At 44.8% G+C, this 22,367-nt stretch carries 5 protein-coding genes; all 5 read left to right on the top strand.

Annotation, left to right across the window (positions count from 1 at the left end):
- Positions 1–6: 6 nt before the first annotated feature.
- The 5 genes from A3849_RS13770 (at position 7) to fabD (ending at position 22,366) form a co-directional block, all read left to right on the top strand.
- Complete coding sequence (locus tag A3849_RS13770; protein WP_083613498.1) at positions 7–207, top strand: hypothetical protein; 201 nt, start codon at positions 7–9, stop codon at positions 205–207.
- A 41-nt stretch (positions 208–248) separates the two neighbouring features.
- Positions 249–944 (top strand): thioesterase II family protein, encoded by a 696-nt coding sequence (locus tag A3849_RS13765; RefSeq protein ID WP_074111938.1) that lies wholly within the window; start codon positions 249–251, stop codon positions 942–944.
- A 114-nt stretch (positions 945–1,058) separates the two neighbouring features.
- Entirely contained in the window at positions 1,059–2,165 is a 1,107-nt protein-coding gene (gene istA, locus A3849_RS13760; protein ID WP_218619237.1) for an IS21 family transposase, read from the top strand.
- 483 nt (positions 2,166–2,648) lie between these two features.
- Entirely contained in the window at positions 2,649–21,041 is an 18,393-nt protein-coding gene (locus A3849_RS13755; RefSeq protein ID WP_074111936.1) for a non-ribosomal peptide synthetase, read from the top strand.
- 65 nt (positions 21,042–21,106) lie between these two features.
- The gene (fabD, locus tag A3849_RS13750; RefSeq protein ID WP_074111935.1) at positions 21,107–22,366 is read left to right on the top strand and encodes an ACP S-malonyltransferase; all 1,260 of its coding nucleotides are present in this window, start codon (positions 21,107–21,109) and stop codon (positions 22,364–22,366) included.
- Position 22,367: the final 1 nt, after the last annotated feature.

Below are 22,367 nucleotides of genomic sequence, written 5' to 3'. Positions count from 1 at the left end.
CAAAATATGAATCGGGAAGTGATTAGGTTGGGTATAGTGGAACTAATCGGGATTGTGGAGCTTATTGTTGGAATTGTTATTAATGTGTTTATTGGAACTCTTGGTCAGGCTATTTTTAGAAAAGACGACAGAACCTCCAGGGTCATACTGAGAGTCATAGGGGTTTTCCTAATTATTAATGGGATTTCAAGAGCATTTCACGTTTGAGAAGGTAACAAACAGCCAATTTGAATTGAACGAGGTGAATCATGAAATTTTTATTTTGTTTGCCGTATGCTGGCGGCTCAGGCGCAATCTATTACAAATGGAATTCACTGCTGAGCGATACGATACAACTATGCCCGATTGAGCTAAAGGGAAGAGGAAAACGCATCAATGAGGTTTTTTATGAAGACATAAATGAAGCGGTTAATGATATTTACATTCAGTTGAAAGACAAGATTGACGAACATGAGTATGCTATTTTTGGCCATAGTATGGGAAGCCGGCTGGCGCATAAGCTATATTACAAAATTGACAATATGAATAATTGTAAACCGAAGCATATATTCTTCTCTGGGTATGGGGCCCCGAATATCTCCAAACGGAAAAGTATGATTCATAGTTTGCCTGACCCTATATTTATTCAAAAGATCATGGAAATGGGAGGTACCCCGGAGGAGTTCGTTACGAATAAAGATTTGCAAAAGTTGTGTCTCCCTATTTTAAGGAACGATTTCAGGATTCTCGAAAAGGATAATTACTCTGAAGAAGAACAGAAACTGGATTGTGATATCTCCATATTATCGGGGGACCAGGATACGTTAAGAACTGAAGCTATAGGTTCATGGGAAAATTATACGGATAAAAAATGTAAGATGTATATGTTTGAAGGGAATCACTTTTTTATTAACCATCATGCAGATGAAATTACAGCTATTATTAATCATACTTTAGGAGAATAAAACCTTACCCAAGCTATCGATACTCCAGATGCTAGTTCGTCCAGGTATTCCTGCTATCAGAACTATCAAATAAGCTCCCAGGGGTGATCCATGATGAGAAACGGGGAGTATCTTATGATTCAAGACTTGAAGCTCAGAGGAATGAGTATAAACCAAATTGCTCAAACGCTGGGCAGAGACCGCAAAACAATCCGCAGATGGCTAAAAGAAGAACTGCCGGATAAACAACATAATCTGCCCAATTCACACAAGCTAGCACCCTATAAAGACTATATTTATCAGCGGATGAACGAAGGATGTTTAAACGCGGTAATTCTCCTTGAGGAAATACAGCACAGGGGGTATCAAGGCGAAGCCACCATGCTGAGGGAATATATGCGGCCGTTGCGTTCCGAAATACAGATGAAAGCCATCCCGTTCATAGAAGCTCTACCTGGTGAAGAAACGCGGGTAGACTGGGGGGAGATCACTGTCAGTCTGCAAGGTATAAAAACAAAGCTATATCTGTTTGTCATGACCTTAGGTTATTCTCAAATGATCTATACAGAATTTATGGAGAATCAAAAGCTTGAAACGTTATTAAACTGCCAACTGCATGCCATGCAGTACTTTGGCGGGACTACGAGGCATGTGATATATAACAATATGAGAAGTGTCGCTAGCGGACTTGACGGGCAGGGTGATGTCGTCTGGAATAGACGGCTTGTCCGTTTTGCCGAACACTATCATTTTAGTATGAAATTTTACGGTTCACGCTTCAACTGTAATCACGGGGAGCGAGGCATAAGATTTGTGAAGCGGAGCTTCCGGCTAAGTGAATATACTTTTGCGCAGCTGAGTGAAATGAATGACAAGGTATGGTACTGGATGGATCAGGTGGCCAATAGGAGTGTGCTTGAAGCCACTGATGAGAAGCCCGTGGAACGCTGGGTACGGGAAGGGCTGCAACAAATAAACGTAGATCCCTTCGAGACCACAAATCACCATTTCAGAAAGGTTTCTAATGACTGCTTGATATCCTATCAAACGAATCAGTATTCAGTTCCTGACAGGTTTGCAGGAATGTTGGTTCGCGTCCTTGAGCAGAACGGATGTATCTTAGTCTTTCATGAGACGCAGGAGATTGCGGTTCATCAGAAAGCCTCTGGAAAGCAACAGGTTTTTCGAAAGGAAGAGCATTCCAGGAGATATTTAAACTTGAGTACAAACAGTTCGCCTTAGAGGAACAGCTACTGTTTACGCAAAATAAAAATTTTCATATCAGATTCCCCCTTTCCCTTAGTTATTATTTTTCATCTGGGATAAGGGGTAGTTCTTTTTCAGTTTTTTGCACCAATAAATTACTGGAAAATTCAATCAATCGTTCAAATCTGCGTATTTCCTCCCCGATTGCACTTTTTTCCCTATGATGGGGAATTTCAAATGATGAAAATGGGTAAAAAATTACTTCATTGACAAAAAAAGATTACAGGTATATCATTTTATTTGTTCAATATATTAACTGATTTGCTATATTTTAGATTCGAGATTCGTTTCTCCCCAGCCACTCCTGAAAAAAGAACAACCAACACCCGAATAATTCTTACATTTTTAGGGCGAAAAAGCTCGTAAATTCAAAATTCAAGGCTTATTTTATCTAAATGGCGCGAATCTCTGAAAACCGGTAAGGAATTAATTTAAACCATAGCAAAGGAGTTCTGAATTATGTCTGATCCGTTGAAAAAGGGTAATTTGTATTGGTCCAGAAAATTATCGGGGGAGCTGACGAAAAGCTCTTTTCCAGCAGATTTTGCTAAGCGCGATGAGAGCGAGGTTCGGAGAGAACAAGTTGAATTTACTGTTGCTAAAGAATTAAGTGAACAAATAAATAAACTCGGCAACGGATCAGATGAACAAATACATACGATATTATCAACCGCACTAATTCTGTTGTTAAACAAGTATACGGGTAATAACGACATCATAATTGGAACTCCGCTTTTGACAAAAGCTCTGGTACTAAGAAATCACATTCATGAACAAAGTACGATTGACGAATTATTACTGGGTGCAGGGCAAACCTTGAACGAGGCTCTTGAACATCCGTATTTTTTTATCGATGAACGGTTATCTCAAGGGAAAAAAGATTCGGGTGAAGGGGAACTGCTATACGCCATTATGATTATGCTGGAAGAATTTCAGGGACAGGCAAGTGCAACAGATTCTGATGTCGATATGCTTTTCTCTTTTGCGAAAAAAGACCAAACCCTGCAGGGGACCATTCACTATAATGCAAATCTGTATAAGCAAGATACGGTCTGCAGAATATCAAACCATTTTCTAAATGCATTGCAAGCAGTATTGTGCTCTTCCAAGCTTGCGGTGAAAAATATAGAGATTCTCTCAGAGAAGGACAAGCGTCAGCTGCTATACGAATTTAATGATAATGCTAAGGAATATCCCAAAGAAGCAACGATCCAGGAGTTATTCGAGCAGCAGGCGGAGAAAACTCCGATACATACAGCAGTGGTGCATGGAGAGCGGAAATTAACATATCAAGCATTGAATCAAAAAGCCAACAGCCTGGCGAGAGCATTGCGGACCATGGGGGTAAAGCGGGAATCTATAGTAGGGATTATGGCAGAGAAATCTCTGTCAACGATTATTGGCATTATGGGAATCTTGAAGGCAGGAGGCACGTTTCTGCCGATTGACCCTAGTTATCCTGTAGATAGAATTCAATATATGCTGGAAGATAGCGGAGCAAGAATGCTTCTAACAACGAATGAAAATGGTATTGAGTTGGATTATGACGGAGATATTGTTGATTTGGACGGCGATTATTTATATAACAATGAACAAACCAACCTGGGAAACATCAGCGTTGTGACGGATATAGCGTACGTGATCTACACATCCGGAACTACGGGAAGACCGAAGGGAGTAATGGTTAATCATTCCGGTATCGGAAATTTGAAGGCTGTATTTGTAAATGATCTGGGAATTTGTGGAGACGATAAAATTATTCAGTTTGCCAGTTTTTCATTTGATGCTTCAGTCTGGGAGATGAGTATGGCCTTGCTAAATGGAGCAGAGCTGCATATTCTCTCTAATGAAACCATTGGCAGCTATGTTGAGTTCACAGATTACATCAATCGCAATCACATTACAGTAATGACGTTGCCGCCGGCATACTTGAATCACTTGGACAGCAATGAAGTAGAAACGGTGAGATTACTGGTAACAGCCGGTTCCTCCATAAGCAGAGTGTTATTAGAAAAGTGGGTGCCAAAGGTAAAATATATCAATGCCTACGGACCAACTGAATCCACTATCTGTTCAACAATGTGGACTTACGGTGCACCGATGGAGAAAAAGGCAATTGAATTGCCATTTGTCCCTATCGGTAAACCTATTGCTAATCTGCAGGCATACATTGTGAATGATTATGACAAGCTTGTTCCTATAGGGGTAGCTGGGGAATTATGTGTCTCAGGAATTAGTCTGGCGAGAGGATATCTGAATAAAGAGGAATTAACGCATGAAAAGTTCGTTGATCATATTTTTGAGCCTGGAGCTAAAATGTACAGAACCGGTGACCTGGCCCGATGGCTGCCCGATGGGAACATTGAATTTATCGGCAGAATGGATAATCAGGTCAAAATTAGAGGCTACAGAATAGAGACCGCAGAAATCGAACATCAATTACTTAAGCAGCAGGCCATCCAAGAAGCGGTAGTGGTGGACAGAATTGATCAACGGGAAGAGAAATATCTGTGCGCCTATGTGACAGCAGACACGGAATTGGAGGTCTCGCAGGTGAGGGATGACCTGGCAAAAGTGCTTCCGTCCTATATGCTTCCGGGCTATATCATACAGATTGAACAACTGCCGTTAACACCAAACGGAAAGATTGACCGCAAACAATTGCCGGAGCCGGATCTGAACCGGATGCGTGGAGCTTATGAAGCACCACGCAGTGAAGTGGAAGAGCAGCTTGCTGCGATCTGGGGAAATGTACTGGGAATGGAGGGAATCAGCATTCATGATGACTTCTTTGATCTGGGAGGACATTCGCTCACAGCAGCGCTGACGGTGTCCCAAGTAAGGAAAGTGCTGGGGGTCGACATCAAAGTCAGAGAATTATTTGAGCATTCCACAATCCAGAGGCTGGGCAGCTTGATCAGCAGCCTGGAGCGGCAGGAATACGCAAGTATCACCCAAGCGGCGTCCCAGCCCTACTACACTGCCTCTTCGGCGGAAAAGCGAATGTACGCGTTATGGGAGATGGACAAGCAGAGTGTCGTCTACAACTTACCGGTTGTCCTTGAGTTCCAGGAAGCACTGGAAGATGCCCGGGTTGAAGCGGTGCTGAATGAAATAGTGCAGAGACATGAGGCGCTGCGAACTCATTTTGAGGTCGTGAACGGGGAAGTGGTCCAGTACATTCACGAAAGCTGGAAGCTGGACTTCACGGGTGAGGCGGTGCATGAAGGCGAAGTGGAAGAAGCGATCCGTACCTTCGTGACACCGTTCGATCTGAACGAGGCGCCATTATTGAGAAGCCGGCTGTTGAGATGCGGGGCAGCGAAGTCTATTCTGCTGCTGGATGTTCATCACATTGTAATGGACGGCATATCCAGTGGAGTGTTTGTTCGGGAATTCCAAGCTTTGTACGAGGGAGCCGTACTAGAGGCACCGGTGCTTCAGTACAAGGACTATTCCGAATGGCAGAACAGCCGGAACGGGCAAGAAGTAATGAACAGAGAGAAAGATTATTGGCTGGAGCGATTGTCCGGAGAGCTGCCGCTGCTGAATCTGCATACGGATGAGGAGAGACCCCGGGTCAAGCAGTTTGAAGGGGACCGGGTACACTTCGAGGCAGGAGCGGAGTTAACGGCAGCCCTGCAAAGGGTGGCCCGGGAGACGGGAACAACGATATATATGGTGCTGTTGGCCGTCTACAATGTGATGCTGTGGAAATATACCGGGCAGGAAGATATCATCGTGGGTACAGTAGAGTCGGGAAGATCCCACAGCGAACTACAAGAAACGATGGGAATGTTCGTAAATACAGTGGCGCTGAGAAATTACCCGGCAGGAAGTAGAACCTTCCGAGAGTTCCTGGAGGAAGTTAAGCGTCATACATTGGCAGACTTTGAGCATGCAGCCTATCCATATGAAAACCTGTTGAATCTGCTGAATCTGCAAAAGGATTCAAGCAGAAACCTATTATTTGATGTCATGTTTGCTTTTGAAAGTATGGACTATGGCTTTGCCCAGGAAAAGAGAACTGGTGGAATAAAGATAATTGAGCCCGAACTACAGCTGGCGATGTTCGATCTGACCTTGACCGCCAAAGAGGCTAACGACAATCTAGACTTTAGCTTGGAATACTGCAGCAGACTGTTTAACAAAGCTGCAGTGATGAGAATGGGAGAACATTATACCCGCCTATTGTCAGAGGTAGCGGCTACCCCGGATAAGGAGCTTGGCGGGCTGGACATGGTCACTGATCAAGAAAAACAGATACTGCTGAACGTATTTAATACTGCACCTACAGCCTATCCGAAGGACAAGACTATCCAGGAATTGTTCGAGGAGCAGGCGGACAGAACTCCAGACCAGCTTGCAGTGGTATGTGGAGATCAGGCATTGACCTACAAGGAGCTAAATGAGCAGGCCAATAGCCTGGCTAGCGTATTGAGAGCATATGTGGTGAAAAAAGAAACTATTATAGGGATCATGGCAAAACACTCCCTGAACATGGTAGTAGGTGTATTGGGCATATTGAAGGCAGGTGCGGTGTATCTGCCGATCGACCTGGAGTATCCGGAAGAACGTATAAGCTATATGCTGAAGGACAGCCAAGCCGTACTCCTCTTATCTCACACGGAGAACATGAAAAATTTAAATGACGAGGTCCCGGTCATCGATTTGGACAATAACACTCTATACAGCCATGTGACAAGCAACCCGAAGACAGGAAATGATGCAAACCATCTGGCTTATGTGATCTACACGTCGGGAACGACGGGGAATCCTAAAGGGGTTATGGTTGAGCATAAAGCGCTCATTAACTTATGCCTGTGGCATAATCATTTCTATAGTGTCAGTGAGGAAGATAGGGCCACTAAATATGCCGGGTTTGGATTTGATGCTTCAGTGTGGGAAATTTTCCCTTATCTTGTGGCTGGAGCCTCTATTCATATTGTGGATCGATCAATCATGCTGGATATTAATGAGCTTAATCGTTTCTATGAGGAACAGGGGATCACAATCAGCTTTCTTCCTACCCAGATTTGTGAGCAGTTTATGGAGTTGGAGAATAAGTCGCTCCGCAAGTTGCTTACGGGAGCAGATAAGCTGAAAAAATATAGAAAACAAACTTATGAGTTAATTAATAATTATGGGCCTACAGAAAATACTGTGGTCACTACGAGCTTTGTTGTGGATAAAAATTACAAAAATATACCTATTGGAAAACCGATTGCGAATACTGACATTTATATTCTCGATCAGCATAACCAGCTGGTTCCGGTCGGGGTCCCTGGGGAATTGAATATTTCCGGTGCTTCTTTAGCAAGAGGATATTTATACAGAGACGATCTTACCCATGAAAAGTTTGTGGAAAATCCGTTTCATCCCGGTGCAATAATGTATAAAACCGGAGATTTGGCTAAATGGCTGCCTGATGGAAATATACAGTATTTGGGAAGAATCGACAATCAGGTGAAAATTAGAGGTTATAGGGTTGAGACAGCAGAAATTGAAAACCAATTATTAAAGTTAAAAGCTGTCCAGGAGACAGTCGTTGTCGCCAGGATCGATGATTACGGGAATTCTTTTCTATGCGGCTATATCGTTGCGGACCCGGAAATATCAGCAGCTGCTATAAAAGCGGAGTTATCGAAGGTATTGCCGCTATACATGATCCCTGGATATTTCATTCATGTGGATAAAATGCCGCTTACCCCAAATGGGAAAATTGATAAAAAAGCACTTGCCGGAATGAAGCTGGCCGAATCATCAGACGAAATGTGGGAAGCGCCCCGAAACTCCATAGAAGAGATATTAGTAAGTGTGTGGGAAGACACGCTGAGAGTTGAGCGGATCGGGATAAATGACAATTATTACGAACTCGGCGGTGACTCCATAAAATCTATTATGCTCGTATCAAGACTTCAGAAGCATAATCTGAGACTTGAAGTAAGGGATATCATGCAATATCCAACTATAAAAGAGCTGAGCCCGCATATCAAGAAACATACGGTTGAGATGGATCAGGGGGACGTCGAGGGGGATGTTGAATTCGCTCCGATACAGCGCTGGTTTCTGGAACGCAGGTTTCCGGAAGAGAACCATTTTAATCAGGCCTTCATGTTTACTGTTGAAGAAGGTATCGATGAATTGCTGTTACGTTCAACCTTTGAGATAGTGATTAACCATCACGATGCTCTTCGCATGATCTACCTGCGGGACCAAAGCGGAAAAAGACAAGTAAACAGAGGGGCTCACCAGTCCAGGGATGTTTTTAAATTAGATATATATGATCTGAGTGAAGATCTGGATTACAAGAGCACTATAGAAAGCTTAGCAGATCAAATTCAGCAAGGAATGGATTTGGAAAAAGGTATCTTAATAAGACTAGGGTTATTTAGAACCCGTGTTGGTGACCAGCTGTTAATCTCCATCCATCATATGGTGATGGATGGAGTATCATGGAGAATCCTGCTTGAAGATCTGGAGTACGCTTATAGATGTGTTCGAAAAGGGAATGATGTCATCCTGCCCGATAAAACGGCTTCTTATAGGGAATGGACGCATAGTCTTGCCGGATTGGCAGACAGCAGAGAAATGCGAAGAGAGCTCCCGTATTGGAAGAAGGTCGAAAATACGCAGGTCGCTGAAATCCCAAGAGATTTTGAGGTCCAAGAAAGTACTTTTGGCAAAAGCAACGATATTACTGTGTGTCTTTCGAAAAAATGGACAGAAAGGTTGTTAAGAAAAACGAATGCTGCGTATAACACGCAAATCAATGACCTTCTACTTTGCTCATTGGGAATGGCGGTCAAAGAGTGGACAGGCAGCAGCAAGATTCTAGTAAGTCTTGAAGGCCATGGCCGGGAGGATCTGGTTAAGGATCTTTCGATTGACCGAACCATTGGCTGGTTCACATCCATGTATCCGGTAATTCTGGATATGAGCCACAGCGATGATATGTCAGCTTGCATCAAGTACACCAAGGAAACCTTAAGGGGAATACCCAATAAAGGGATTGGTTACGGGATACTCAAATATTTGGCAAGCTCAGAGGGTAAAGGAGATGTCCAGTTTAAGCTGAACCCGGATATCAGTTTTAACTACCTGGGTGAATTCACTAATCCTGCTGGGCAAGTCCTTCTCAGACATTCAGAACTATCCTGCGGCAGAGGGGTTTCATTGTCCAATCCGAAGCTAAATGCCATAGAAATCAACGGTCTGATTATAGACGGACAATTGAAACTGGTATTTAACTATAGTACTGAGGAATTTAGACATGAAACCATTGAGAGATTAACCGAAGGCTATTTGAATAATCTAACCGCAGTGATTGAGCATTGCGAAGCCCGGAAGAAAACAGAGAAAACACCGTCGGATTATGGAGACAAGGAATTGACATTAGAGGATCTGGCTGTAATTCTCTCCAGTGGAGAGCCGGTTGAGAAAATTCATTCTCTTACACCTATGCAGGAAGGAATGCTCTATCATCTATTGCTGGATCACCGCTCCCAGGCCTATTTTGAACAGCTTATGTTCACACTGGAAGGGAAGCTAAACCTGTCCCATTTGAATACGACCCTTAATAAGCTGATCGAAAAATATGAGATACTGCGGACAGCATTTTTTTACGAGGAACTAAGCACTTTTAAGCAGGCCGTGATGAAAGAACGAACGATAAGTGTGAACTATGAGGACATAAGCCATCTTGATGACAATGCTAAAGAAACATTCATAGAGCATTACAAAGATGAAGACAGGGCCAGAGGGTTTGATTTAACAAAGGATTGCCTGATCAGGGTTTCCGTCATGAAAATAAGCCGCCGGAGGTACCAGCTTCTCTATAGCTTTCATCATATTATTATGGATGGCTGGTGCACGGGCTTATTGATGAAGGATGCAGCGGAAATATACACAGCATTATGTAAAGGTCAGCAGCTGATCTTGGATTCCACAGAACCTTACAGCAAGTATTTGAAGTGGCTCGATCAGCAGGACCAGGATGCTGCTATACGCTATTGGAGCCAGTATCTGGACGGCTATGAGCAGGAGGCGGGAATCCCCCGTTTTCATACGGATCGGGAATCCGTTTACCAGCGCAGAAAAGCAACCCTTCAGCTTAGCAAGGAAGTGACTACCAGGCTGAAGCATGCAGCTGAAAAGAATCGGCTTACATTAAATGCGTTAGTTCAAACGGCTTGGGGAGTATTGCTGCAAAAATACAATCATTCCGAGGATGTTGTGTTTGGCTCCATTATCTCCGGACGGCAATGTGAAGTTGCAGATATTGATAAAATGGTGGGTTTGTTCATTAATGCCGTTCCTGTAAGAGTGAAAGGGGACAAATCCGTCTCTTTCCTGGCATTAGCCCAGCAAATCAATAATGATTTTTACGAAGCAAATACTTCCTATGGATACAGTTCACTGGCAGATCTGCAGGCATTAACAAGCATGAAGGGTAATCTTATTAATCATATGGTAGTGTATGAAAACTATCCGCTGGATAAGCCGGCAGGAGCTGAGGATGGCAGCAAGGCTGTTCTGAATATAACCGGAATTGAGGCATTTGAGCAAACCCATTACGACTTTGGAATCGTTGTACTGCCAGGTGAAGAACTAACCTTTGAATTCACGTATAACGGTTATGTCTACAATGAGGAGATTATTGGTCTGATCAGCAGTAACTTAGGCAATATATTGGATCTCGCAGCCTCAGATCTTACTGTGAAGATAGGTGATATCAGCGGAATCACAGAGCAGGAAAGAAACAGGATATTAAGCAGGTTCAATAACACAAATTCAGAATATTTAGTGGATAAAAGCCTGCAGCAGCTCTTTCAAGAGCAGGCAGAGAAATCACCTGATCAAGTGGCAGTTGTCTTTCAAGACAAGCAGCTCACATACAAAGAGTTGAATGAAAAAGCAAACCGCCTGGCAAGAGCGCTGCTCGAAAGAGGAGTAGGGCGCAACAGTATTGCCGCGCTGCTGCTTGAGCCGTCAGAAAATCTGCTAGTGGGCATGTTAGGGGTTTTAAAGGCAGGAAGTGCCTTTTTGCCGATGGATGAGGAGGCTCCTGGCAGCAGAATCGGCAATATACTAAACGATAGCCAAGCAAAAGTTCTGATCTCCACTTCCCGGTTAATAGAAACGCTGGAGGGTGAAATTGATATTGAATGCCTGGATATCGGGGATGAAGCTTTATATGAAGGGCAGGAAAGCAGCAACGTAAGGACTGCGTATGACTTGGGGGATGGAGTATACGTTATTTATACATCTGGAACAACAGGCAATCCCAAGGGAGTAAGTATCCGAAATCAATCCTTAGCGAATTATGTAAGGTGGGCTGGTCAGGAGCTGAACCTCAATTCTTCAAGCCGATCTCTTGTAACATCAAAGTACAGCTTCGATTTATGTTATACCAGTATTTTTCCTGTACTGGCCTGTGGCGGAGAATTGCACGTCATTCCTAAAGAAAGCTATCTTAATCCGCCGGAATTATTGGAGTATGTACAACAGAATCAGATCAGCTATCTGAAAATGACTCCAACTTTATTCTCAACACTGATGGATTACGACTCCCTATGGAGATCCTGCGCCGATATGAAGACTATAATTCTAGGCGGAGAACGTCTGAGTATTCAAAATGTCATGAAGCTTGCGAAAGAATGCCCCTGGATGAAATTCATGAATCATTACGGGCCAACGGAGAGCACCATTGGGTGTATCGCCCATTACATGGATTTGGATAATGTCCACGAAGGCGCGCTTTACCGTCAGATTGGCAGACCCATCACGAATACAAAGGTTTATATCGTTGACCCAGCTAATCAAATTGTTCCGATAGGGGCCACCGGCGAGATCTGCATCAGTGGCATGGGATTGGCAAAGGGATATTTATATAATGAGACTCTGACAGAGGAGAAGTTTGTGAATAACCCCTTCTTGCAAGGGGCAAAGATGTATAAAACGGGTGACCTCGGGAGATGGCGGCCTGATGGCAGTATTGAGTATTTTGGCAGGCTGGATAATCAGATCAAAATCAGAGGATTCCGCATTGAAATCGGTGAGATTGAACAGCAGCTTCTAAAGCAGCAGGTCATTAAAGAAGCCGTAGTGGTGGACAGAATCGATCAACGGGAAGAGAAATATCTGTGCGCCTATGTGACAGCAGACACGGAATTGGAGGTCTCGCAGGTGAGGGATGACCTGGCAAAAGTGCTTCCGTCCTATATGCTTCCGGGCTATATCATACAGATTGAACAACTGCCGTTAACACCAAACGGAAAGATTGACCGCAAACAATTGCCGGAGCCGGATCTGAACCGGATGCGTGGAGCTTATGAAGCACCACGTAGTGAAGTGGAAGAACAGCTTGCTGCGATCTGGGGAAATGTACTGGGAATGGAGGGAATCAGCATTCATGATGACTTCTTTGATCTGGGAGGACATTCGCTCACAGCAGCGCTGACGGTGTCCCAAGTAAGGAAAGTGCTGGGGGTCGACATCAAAGTCAGAGAATTATTTGAGCATTCCACAATCCAGAGGCTGGGCAGCTTGATCAGCAGCTTGGAGCGGCAGGAATACGCAAGTATCACCCAAGCGGCGTCCCAGCCCTACTACACTGCCTCTTCGGCGGAAAAGCGAATGTACGCGTTATGGGAGATGGACAAGCAGAGTATCGTCTACAACGTGCCGGTTGTCCTCGAGTTCCAGGAAGCACTGGAAGATGCCCGGGTTGAAGCGGTGCTGAATGAAATAGTGCAGAGACATGAGGCGCTGCGAACTCATTTTGAGGTCGTGAACGGGGAAGTGGTCCAGTACATTCACGAAAGCTGGAAGCTGGACTTCACGGGCGAGGCGCTGCATGAAGGCGAAGTGGAAGAAGCGATCCGTACCTTCGTGACACCGTTCGATCTGAGCGAGGCGCCATTATTGAGAAGCCGGCTGTTGAGATGCGGGGCAGCGAAGTCCATTCTGCTGCTGGATGTTCATCACATTGTAATGGACGGCATTTCTATTGGGGTATTTATTCGGGAATTCCAAGCTTTGTACGAGGGAGCCGTACTAGAGGCACCGGTGCTTCAGTACAAGGACTATTCCGAATGGCAGAACAGCCGGAACGGGCAAGAAGTAATGAACAGAGAGGAAGATTATTGGCTGGAGCGATTGTCTGGAGAGCTGCCGCTGCTGAATCTGCATACGGATGAGGAGAGACCCCGGGTCAAGCAATTTGAGGGGGACCGGATACACTTCGAGGCAGGAGCGGAGTTAACGGCTGCCCTGCAAAGGGTGGCCCGGGAGACGGGAACAACGATATATATGGTGTTATTGGCCATCTACAATGTGATGCTGTGGAAATATACCGGGCAGGAAGATATCATCGTGGGTACAGTAGAGTCGGGAAGATCCCACAGCGAACTACAAGAAACGATGGGAATGTTCGTAAATACAGTGGCACTGAGAAATTACCCGGCAGGAAGTAGAACCTTCCGGGAGTTCCTGGAGGAAGTTAAGCGTCATACATTGGCAGATTTTGAGCACACCCATTATCAATTCGAAAAGGTAATCCAAAAGCTAAATCTCAAAAGTGACACCAGCAGAAATCCATTGTTTGATGTTATGTTTGTGCTCGAGAATCTGGATTACGGATTAAAAACTAATGTAGAACAGGCTAAGATCAAACTGATTGAGCCAATGGCCGATATAGCCAAGTTCGATCTGACCTTGACCGCCAAAGAGGCTAATGACAATCTAGACTTTAGCTTGGAATACTGCAGCCGACTGTTTAGCAAAGCTACAGTGATGAGAATGGGAGAACATTACACCCGCCTATTGGCAGAGGTAGCGGCTACCCCGGATAAGGAGCTTGGCGGGCTGGACATGATCACTGATCAAGAAAAACAGATGCTGCTGAACGTGTTCAATACTGCACCTACAGCTTATCCGAAGGACAAGACCATCCAGGAATTGTTCGAGGAGCAGGTGGACAGAACTCCAGATCTGCTTGCAGTGGTATGTGGAGATCAGGCATTGACCTACAAGGAGCTAAACGAGCAGGCCAATAGTCTGGCTAGCGTATTGAGAGAGAAAGGAGTGGCCGCGGAAACTGTTATAGGCATCATGGCTGACCGATCCCTGGAGCTCATCATAGGGATACTGGGAATCTTAAAGTCGGGTGGAGCTTATCTTCCGATTGACCCGGAATATCCTGCAGACAGAATCAATTATATGTTGACGGATAGCCAAGCTGCTATGCTCTTGCTCCAGCATCATATCGTCAAGGATTTAACATACACCGGAGAGCGGTTAGATCTGGAGAATAGAAGTTTGTACGTTAGAAAGACAGGCAATCCGGTAAAAGTCAGCATGCCAGGAGACCTAGCCTATGTTATATACACTTCGGGGACGACAGGTAATCCCAAGGGTGTAATGGTAGAGCATAAAAATTTGGTCAATTACATTTATTGGGCCAATAAACGTTATGTTGCAGGAGATCAGGCTGCTTTTCCGCTGTACTCCTCCATATCATTTGATTTAACTGTAACTTCTATTTATACACCGCTGATATCCGGGAATACCATCGTTATCTATGCTGGTGAAGACAAGGCCCTGTTAACCCGAACGATAGCCGAAGAGAATAAGGTCCATATATTAAAATTAACTCCGACACATTTGAGATTACTGGAGGATATGGACCTGTCCCGGTCCAGCATCAGGAAATTGATAGTCGGCGGTGAAGATCTGAAGACAAAGGTAGCGGAAAAGATACACCGCGCATTCGATGGTCGCATAGAGATCTATAACGAATATGGACCTACAGAGGCGACTGTGGGCTGCATGATTTACAAATATAATGTTGAACGAGATAAGGGGACCTCGGTCTCTATCGGTATCGCTGCAGACAATACGCAATTATATATTTTAGGAAGCCGGATGGAGCTGCTGCCCATTGGCGTTGCCGGAGAATTATGTATTGGCGGCGACGGGGTAGCGCGGGGATATTTGTATAAGGAAGCGTTAACTGCCGAGAAATTCGTAGATCATCCTTATAAGGCAGGAGGCAAACTATACAAAACCGGAGATATGGCCAGATGGCTGCCTGACGGTACGGTAGAATACCTGGGAAGAATGGACAATCAAGTTAAAGTAAGAGGTTACCGGATCGAAACTGGTGAGATCGAAAATCGGCTTCTGCAAATGCCAGACATTACAGAGGCAGTTGTAGTAGCCAGAACAGATGATCAGGGCCACAACTATCTGTGTGCATACGTAGTCTCCAATAAAGAGGTAACGGCATCAGAAATTAGAGGAGGTCTGTCAAAGGAACTCCCGAGCTACATGGTTCCCAGCTATGCCGTTCAGATTGCCAAGCTGCCGTTGAGTTCAAACGGGAAAGTGGACATTAAGGCATTACCTGTAATAGATATCAACGAAATGCAGGCTGCTACTTATGAGGCTCCAATCAATGAGATTGAAGGAATTCTGGTAGACGTATGGCAAAAGGTACTCCATATCGAGCCCATAGGAACCAATTATAACTATTATGAAATGGGGGGGGATTCCATCAAATCCATCCTCATCGTCTCAGCGTTGAGGGAGCATCGACTCAGACTTGAGGTGAAGGACTTGATGCAATATCCCAGCATTAAAGAACTCGCCGATTATGTTAAATACGAGGATGTACAGGTACCGCAGGGAGCAGTTGAGGGCAGCGTGCAGTTCCTGCCGGTTCAGCAGTGGTTTTTTGAGAAGGGCCTTACCCAAGAAAATCATTACAATCAGGCTTTTATGTTCTATAGAAAAGAAGGGTTGGATGAAGAGATATTACGAAAAGCATTCGTGGCTATCATTGTGCACCATGATGCCTTGAGAATGGTTTACAAAAGAACGCATGAAGGAATTACGCAGTGGAATCGCAGTACGGACTTTGCCGGAGATGCATTTACCCTAGATGTCTATGATCTGAGGGATGAAGACGAGGAGAGCAGCATTCCCGAATTGTCCGGCGAATTGCAAAAAGGACTTGATCTGGAAAAAGGCCTCCTGCTTAAAGTGGGATTATTCAAGACTCGTCAGGGAGATCATCTGCTTGTGGCTGTTCATCACCTGGTTATGGACGGCGTGTCGTGGAGAATTCTGATTGCGGATCTGGAATCGGCTTACCGGAGTATTTCAAGTGGTACCGCCGTTAGCCTTCCTCCAAAAACAACATCCTATAGATCCTGGGCACAGAAGTTGAAGGAATACGCATCCGGTAGAGAGTTGCTGCACGAAGCAGAGTACTGGAAAACGATCACGAATATTAACTCTGTTCAATTACCTAAGGATTTCGGTGAAGAACACAGTGGATATTGCGAGCGAATGGAGGTCAGCCTCAACTTCTCCAAGGAACAAACCGCTAGGCTCTTGAGGAATACCAATACAGCATATAACACGCAGATTAATGATGTTTTGCTGTGTTCGCTGGGGCTTGCCTTTAAGGAGTGGGGGGGGATGGAAAAGCTGCTTGTGAGCCTTGAAGGGCACGGAAGAGAGGATATCTTTCAGGGGGTATCCATAGACCGGACCGTTGGATGGTTCACTACAATCTATCCCATCGTTGTAGATATGACCCATAGCCATGATATTGCTTATTCCCTCAAGCATACCAAGGAAATGTTGAGGCATGTCCCAGGCAAGGGCATTGGATATGGGGTTTGGAAGTATTTATCGAACGGGAATAAGGAAATGCGCACTATAGAACCTGAAGTATGCTTTAACTATCTTGGTGAATTTGGGAAAGAAGCCGAAAACAGCTTGCTGAAATTCTCCAAACTATCCAGCGGAGCCAGTATTTCGAGTGAAAACAAGAAGCTTAACGGTATTGATATTAATGGTCTGATTATGGAGGGACAGTTAGAGCTGGTGTTCAGCTATAGCACGCTGGAATATCAACGTGAAACGGTTGAGCAATTAACTACAGCTTTTCACACCAGCTTACTTCGGGTCATTGACCATTGTGCACATCAACATACCGCCGAGAAAACGCCGTGGGACTATGGAGATCCGGATTTGAGTCTGGAGGATCTGCATACACTGCTTGCCTGCGGAAAGGAAATAGAGAAAATTCATTCCTTGTCTCCTATGCAAGAGGGAATGATGTATAACACCATCGTGGATGCAGGTTCCAGCACGTATTTCGAACAAAGTGAATTGAATATTGAAGGAAACCTTAATGTAGATATTTTGAATGTGGTTCTGAATCAAGTGATTGAAAAATATGAAATTCTTAGAACAGCCTTTTTCTATCATGATATTAAAAGATTCAAGCAGACGGTTTTGAAGGAAAGAAAGCTCCACATCCGTTACGAGGATGTCAGTTCCTCGAGCATACAGGAGAAGAGCGGCTATGTGGAACAATTCAAGATGCAGGATAGAAGCAATCCTTTTGACCTTGGACAAGACTGTCTAATCCGTGTAGCTGTGATAAAGACAGATGCCGGCAAATTCAAAGTCGTGTACAGCTTCCACCATATCATTATGGATGGCTGGAGTGCAGGTATTATCATTCAAGAAGTAATAACCCAATATAAAGCGCTGGTCCATGAAGAGAAGCTGGAAATAGTGAAGGCCGTGCCTTACAGCCATTACTTGAATTGGCTTGATCATCAGGATAAAACTTCTGCACTGGATTACTGGCAAGCCTATTTAGAAGCTTACGAGTTGGGAACGATGATACCTGAGCTTCAACACAAGGAGAAGGGTTTCAAGCATCAACAGGAGCGAATCCTACTTGAAGAACAGATAACTGCCAAGCTGAAGTGCCTTGCTGAGACCAACAGCATCACCTTGAGTTCGGTAATCCAAACCGCTTGGGGCGTAGTACTGCAAAAATACAGCAATACCAATGATGTAGTATTCGGCTCAGTTGTGTCCGGCAGACCAAGTGGAATTAGAGGAATAGAGAACATGGTGGGTTTATGTATCAACACCGTACCGGTCCGGGTCACAGGGGAGGAACACGTATCTTTTATTGATCTGGCCAAGAAGCTGAATAAGGATTTTGTCCAAGCTAATACATTCAGTTATTGCCAGCTTGCAGAGATTCAGGCTCTGACCCCTATGAAGAATAGTCTGATCAATCATGTAGTGGTCTATGAGAATTATCCTGTCGATCAAAGCCTGGTGGAACTTCAAGGACCTCAAGGAGCAGAGGTGAAGATCACTGCAGCTCAGGGGTTTGAGCAAACCAATTATGACTTGGAGATTCTGATTGCTCCCGGTCATATGCTGCAAATAAAGATGACGTATAATGGCCACACGTACAGCAGGGATGTTATAAGCGCCCTGATGGATAATCTGGTACATGTACTAAACTGTGCAGTTTCTAATCCGGATGAGTCGGTAGAGAACATGGATATGGTGAGTGAACGGGAGAGAAACAAGCTGCTCCATGAGCTCAATTGTACCGGGACAGCTTATGCCAAAGATAAGACCATCGCACAGTTATTCGAAGAACAGGCCGAACGGACACCAGAAGCCATAGCATTGGAATTTCACGGCGCAGTTTTGAGTTACAGGGAGCTCAATAAGAGAGCGAACCAATTGGCCGGGGTTTTGCGGAAGAATGGTGTTAGAGACAATGTCATTGTTCCGATTCTGGTGAAAAGATCTTTAAACCTGCTGGTGGGAATTCTGGGAGTATTGAAAGCGGGAGGCGGCTATTTGCCTCTGGATACCGATTATCCGGTAGACAGAATTAACTATATGCTTCAAGACAGCCAAGCCAATCTACTATTAACTGAAAAAGGCCTGGCTTCGTCCTTGGACTTGAGTGAAGCTGTGAAGATCTTGGATATCGGCTCTAAGCAGATACAAGATGAGGATGAGTCCAATCTCCAGATCATTAATAAAGCTGAAGATTTGGCCTATGTACTCTATACCTCAGGTTCCACGGGTAAACCTAAGGGGGTGGCAATTGAACACCGAGCGGTTCATAACTTTATTACAGGAATAACAGACCGGATAAGTTTCACACCTGATAAAATCATTCTCTCGGTAACTACGTGCTCCTTTGATATTTTCGGCTTAGAAACGCTGTTGCCTCTCACCCGGGGCTTGAAGGTGGTCATTGCCAGTGAAGAGGAACAGAAGGATCCTTACTTGCTGAACAAAGTCATTGTGGATTCAGAAGTGAATACGATTCAATTGACTCCGTCGAGGCTGAAGCTAATGCTAAACTGCAGCAATACGCCAGAAAGCTTTAAAAAATTAAAGCTGATGATGATTGGGGGGGAAGGGTTTCCTAAGGATTTGCTAGCCCAGCTAAAACAGTTCACAGATTCCAGAATCTACAATATGTATGGCCCGACCGAAACTACGATCTGGTCCGCAGTCAAAGAATTGACTCATGAAAACAATGTGAATGTCGGAAAGCCGATAGCGAATACGCAGGTATATATTGTGGACCAAATCGGACATATAGCACCTATGGGTGTTGCGGGTGAATTATGCATAGCCGGAGATGGCATAGCGAGAGGGTACCTGCACAAGGAAGAGCTAACTGCATCCAAGTTCGTGGACAACCCTTTTATTGAAGGTACAAAGATGTACAAAACGGGGGATTTGGCCAGATGGCTACCGAACGGGGAACTGGATGTTATCGGGAGATTGGACAACCAGGTCAAAATCGGCGGGTACCGTATAGAGTTGGGAGAAATTGAAAGTGTTGCAGCCCGGTACGACAAGATTAAGCAATGTGTAGTCGCTGGACAACCTAATGTATTGGGTTCACAAGATCTGGTGTTATATTTTGTGGCAGCCGAGAAGATCAATATATCGGAATTAGTGAACTTTTTATCACCGGTTCTGCCTAAGTATATGATGCCGCAGATGTACATTCAGATTGATGAAGTTCCGCTGACCGCAAATGGAAAAACGAATCTTAAGGCCTTGCCGAAACCGGGTAACGCGCGTCCTGACCTTCGGGATGACTATGAAGAGGCAGTTACAGATCTCCAGAAAGAGATTCAGCATATATGGTCGATGATCCTGAATATCGAGAAGGTCGGCATCTATGATAATTTCTTTGAGGTAGGTGGTAACTCCCTGAAAATAGTGGCCATGTATAACGAGCTCCAGAAGCTGTATCCGGATAAAATTCAAATCACCGATATTTTTTCCTACCCGACGATCAGCAAGCTGGCCCAGTTCATTGATACGCAGTTCGCGTTCGCTGAGGCTGCAGCAACCCTGGATCACGAGGGCATGGCTATTGAATTGCCTGCTGCATTTCTGGCAGCAGAAGCTGAGCCTAATGACGGCCGGGTTCTGAGGTTCAGCTTCGCAGGAGATTCCTATGCTGGAATGGTGCATATTTGCAGTCATAACCAATATGACATCATTCATCTTTTACTGGCCGGTTATGTGTTCCTCTTATCTGACATTTGCCAAAGGGAACGGTTTACCCTACAGTTCTCCGATCAGAGAGACGGCAGGTTCAGCTTGCTAGAGATGGATATAGCGGGACTGGATGATTTTCACGAGATCGTAAGCCTGGTCAAGGACAAGCTTAAGCATGTGCCTGAATCCGCCCACACGGTTCAAAGTGACCTGGAAGTGTTCAGAACCGGAATGGGAAGCACTGTGTTGCCCCTGTTCTCAAGGGTCGATGTCAGCAATCTGTTAACGGATCACGCGGATACTAATGATGTGGTGCTTGAAGCCGTAGAGAAGACCAGTGAAATCGGAATCGAATTGAGGTATAACCGCAGCAAGCTGAAGCAAAGCAAAATGCACGAGCTGTTCAATCAATATATTAAGCTGCTGCAAGTCATCATAGAGAGCGATGAGCGCACTTCAACGGAAATGGAAGTGTAGGATTGCAGTGAAATGTGAAACTTTTCTCATATTATTAAAATCTTAATTAGATTGGGGAATATACAATGTCAAAAATAGCGTTTCTCTTCTCAGGACAAGGCTCCCAGTATGTAGGGATGGGCAAAAATCTATACGATAACTTCGGTATTGCCAAACAGACCTATGCTGAGGCGAGTGAAGTCTTGGGGTTTGATCTGGGAAAACTTTGTTTTGAAGGTAGTTCAAGTGAGTTATCCCAGACAGAAAATACACAGCCGGCCATACTGGCTGCAAGTATAGCCCAGTACCGGGTATACATGAAGGAATTTGGAGAGAAACCTTGCTATGCTGCCGGCCACAGTCTGGGAGAATACTCCGCTTTGACAGCTGCAGGGGCTATTGAATTTGCGGATGCAGTCAAGTTGGTTAGAGCCAGAGGCTTGTATATGAAAGAAGCGGCGGAATCGGGAGCAGGAGCCATGGCGGCGATCAGGGAAGTGGAAGAAAGCATTATTGAGGAGGAGTGCAGAACGCTCTCCTCCCAGGGAATGATTATCGGGATTTCTAACTACAACGGGAACAAAGATACTGTAGTCTCCGGGGATGCGCAAGCAGTTGAACGTCTTGTTGAAATATTGAAAAACCAAGGAGCACAGATCTTCAAACTGAATGTCAGCGCAGCCTTCCATTCTCCAATCATGCAATCAGCAGCTGTGAAATTGAACCGTGAGCTGGGAAATTATGCTTTTAACGAACCTCAATATCAGGTGATATCTAATGTTTACGCTTCGCCTTACGAGGATAAAGAGCAGATCAGAGATCTCTTGACACAGCAGATTATAAGCCCGGTGAACTGGTACGCGACAATGAAGTATTTGGAACGGAACGGGGTAGATACTGCCATTGAATTTGGACCCAAAGCGACGTTGAGAAATCTGGTCAGAAACAACACCGCGGGGATTGCTGCTTACAGCTATGACAAACAGGAGGATATCGAGGAAATGAAGTCAGCCCTGCTCCCGGGGAAAGAAACTTCCGATACGTCAAGCACGTTCTCATTGATTTCCAGAAGCCTAGGGATCTCCGTGTCCACCAAAAATAACAATTGGAACAACGAGGAATATGCGCGTGGGGTCATTGAGCCTTATGAACGGATCGCCAAGCTCCAGGCTGAACTTGAGGAAACGGGAAAGCAACCTACGGTTGAACAGATGAATCAGGCGGTAGATATGCTTAGATCCGTTTTTCGAACAAAGCAAACTCCAATGGAAGAGCAGATCGCACGGTTCAACCAATTGTTTCAAGAGACAAATACCCGGGAACTTTTCGAACATTTCAGTGTCTAAC

The organism is Paenibacillus sp. P46E (genome assembly GCF_001909095.1).
GTDB lineage: Bacteria > Bacillota > Bacilli > Paenibacillales > Paenibacillaceae > Paenibacillus_AQ > Paenibacillus_AQ helianthi.
This window is presented reverse-complemented; position numbering and strand designations above follow the sequence as displayed.

Coding starts and splice junctions, on each gene's coding strand:
- A3849_RS13770 (WP_083613498.1), top strand. CDS start 7: ATGAATCGGGAAGTGATTAGGTTGGGTATAGTGGAACTAATCGGGATT.
- A3849_RS13765 (WP_074111938.1), top strand. CDS start 249: ATGAAATTTTTATTTTGTTTGCCGTATGCTGGCGGCTCAGGCGCAATC.
- istA (WP_218619237.1), top strand. CDS start 1,059: ATGATTCAAGACTTGAAGCTCAGAGGAATGAGTATAAACCAAATTGCT.
- A3849_RS13755 (WP_074111936.1), top strand. CDS start 2,649: ATGTCTGATCCGTTGAAAAAGGGTAATTTGTATTGGTCCAGAAAATTA.
- fabD (WP_074111935.1), top strand. CDS start 21,107: ATGTCAAAAATAGCGTTTCTCTTCTCAGGACAAGGCTCCCAGTATGTA.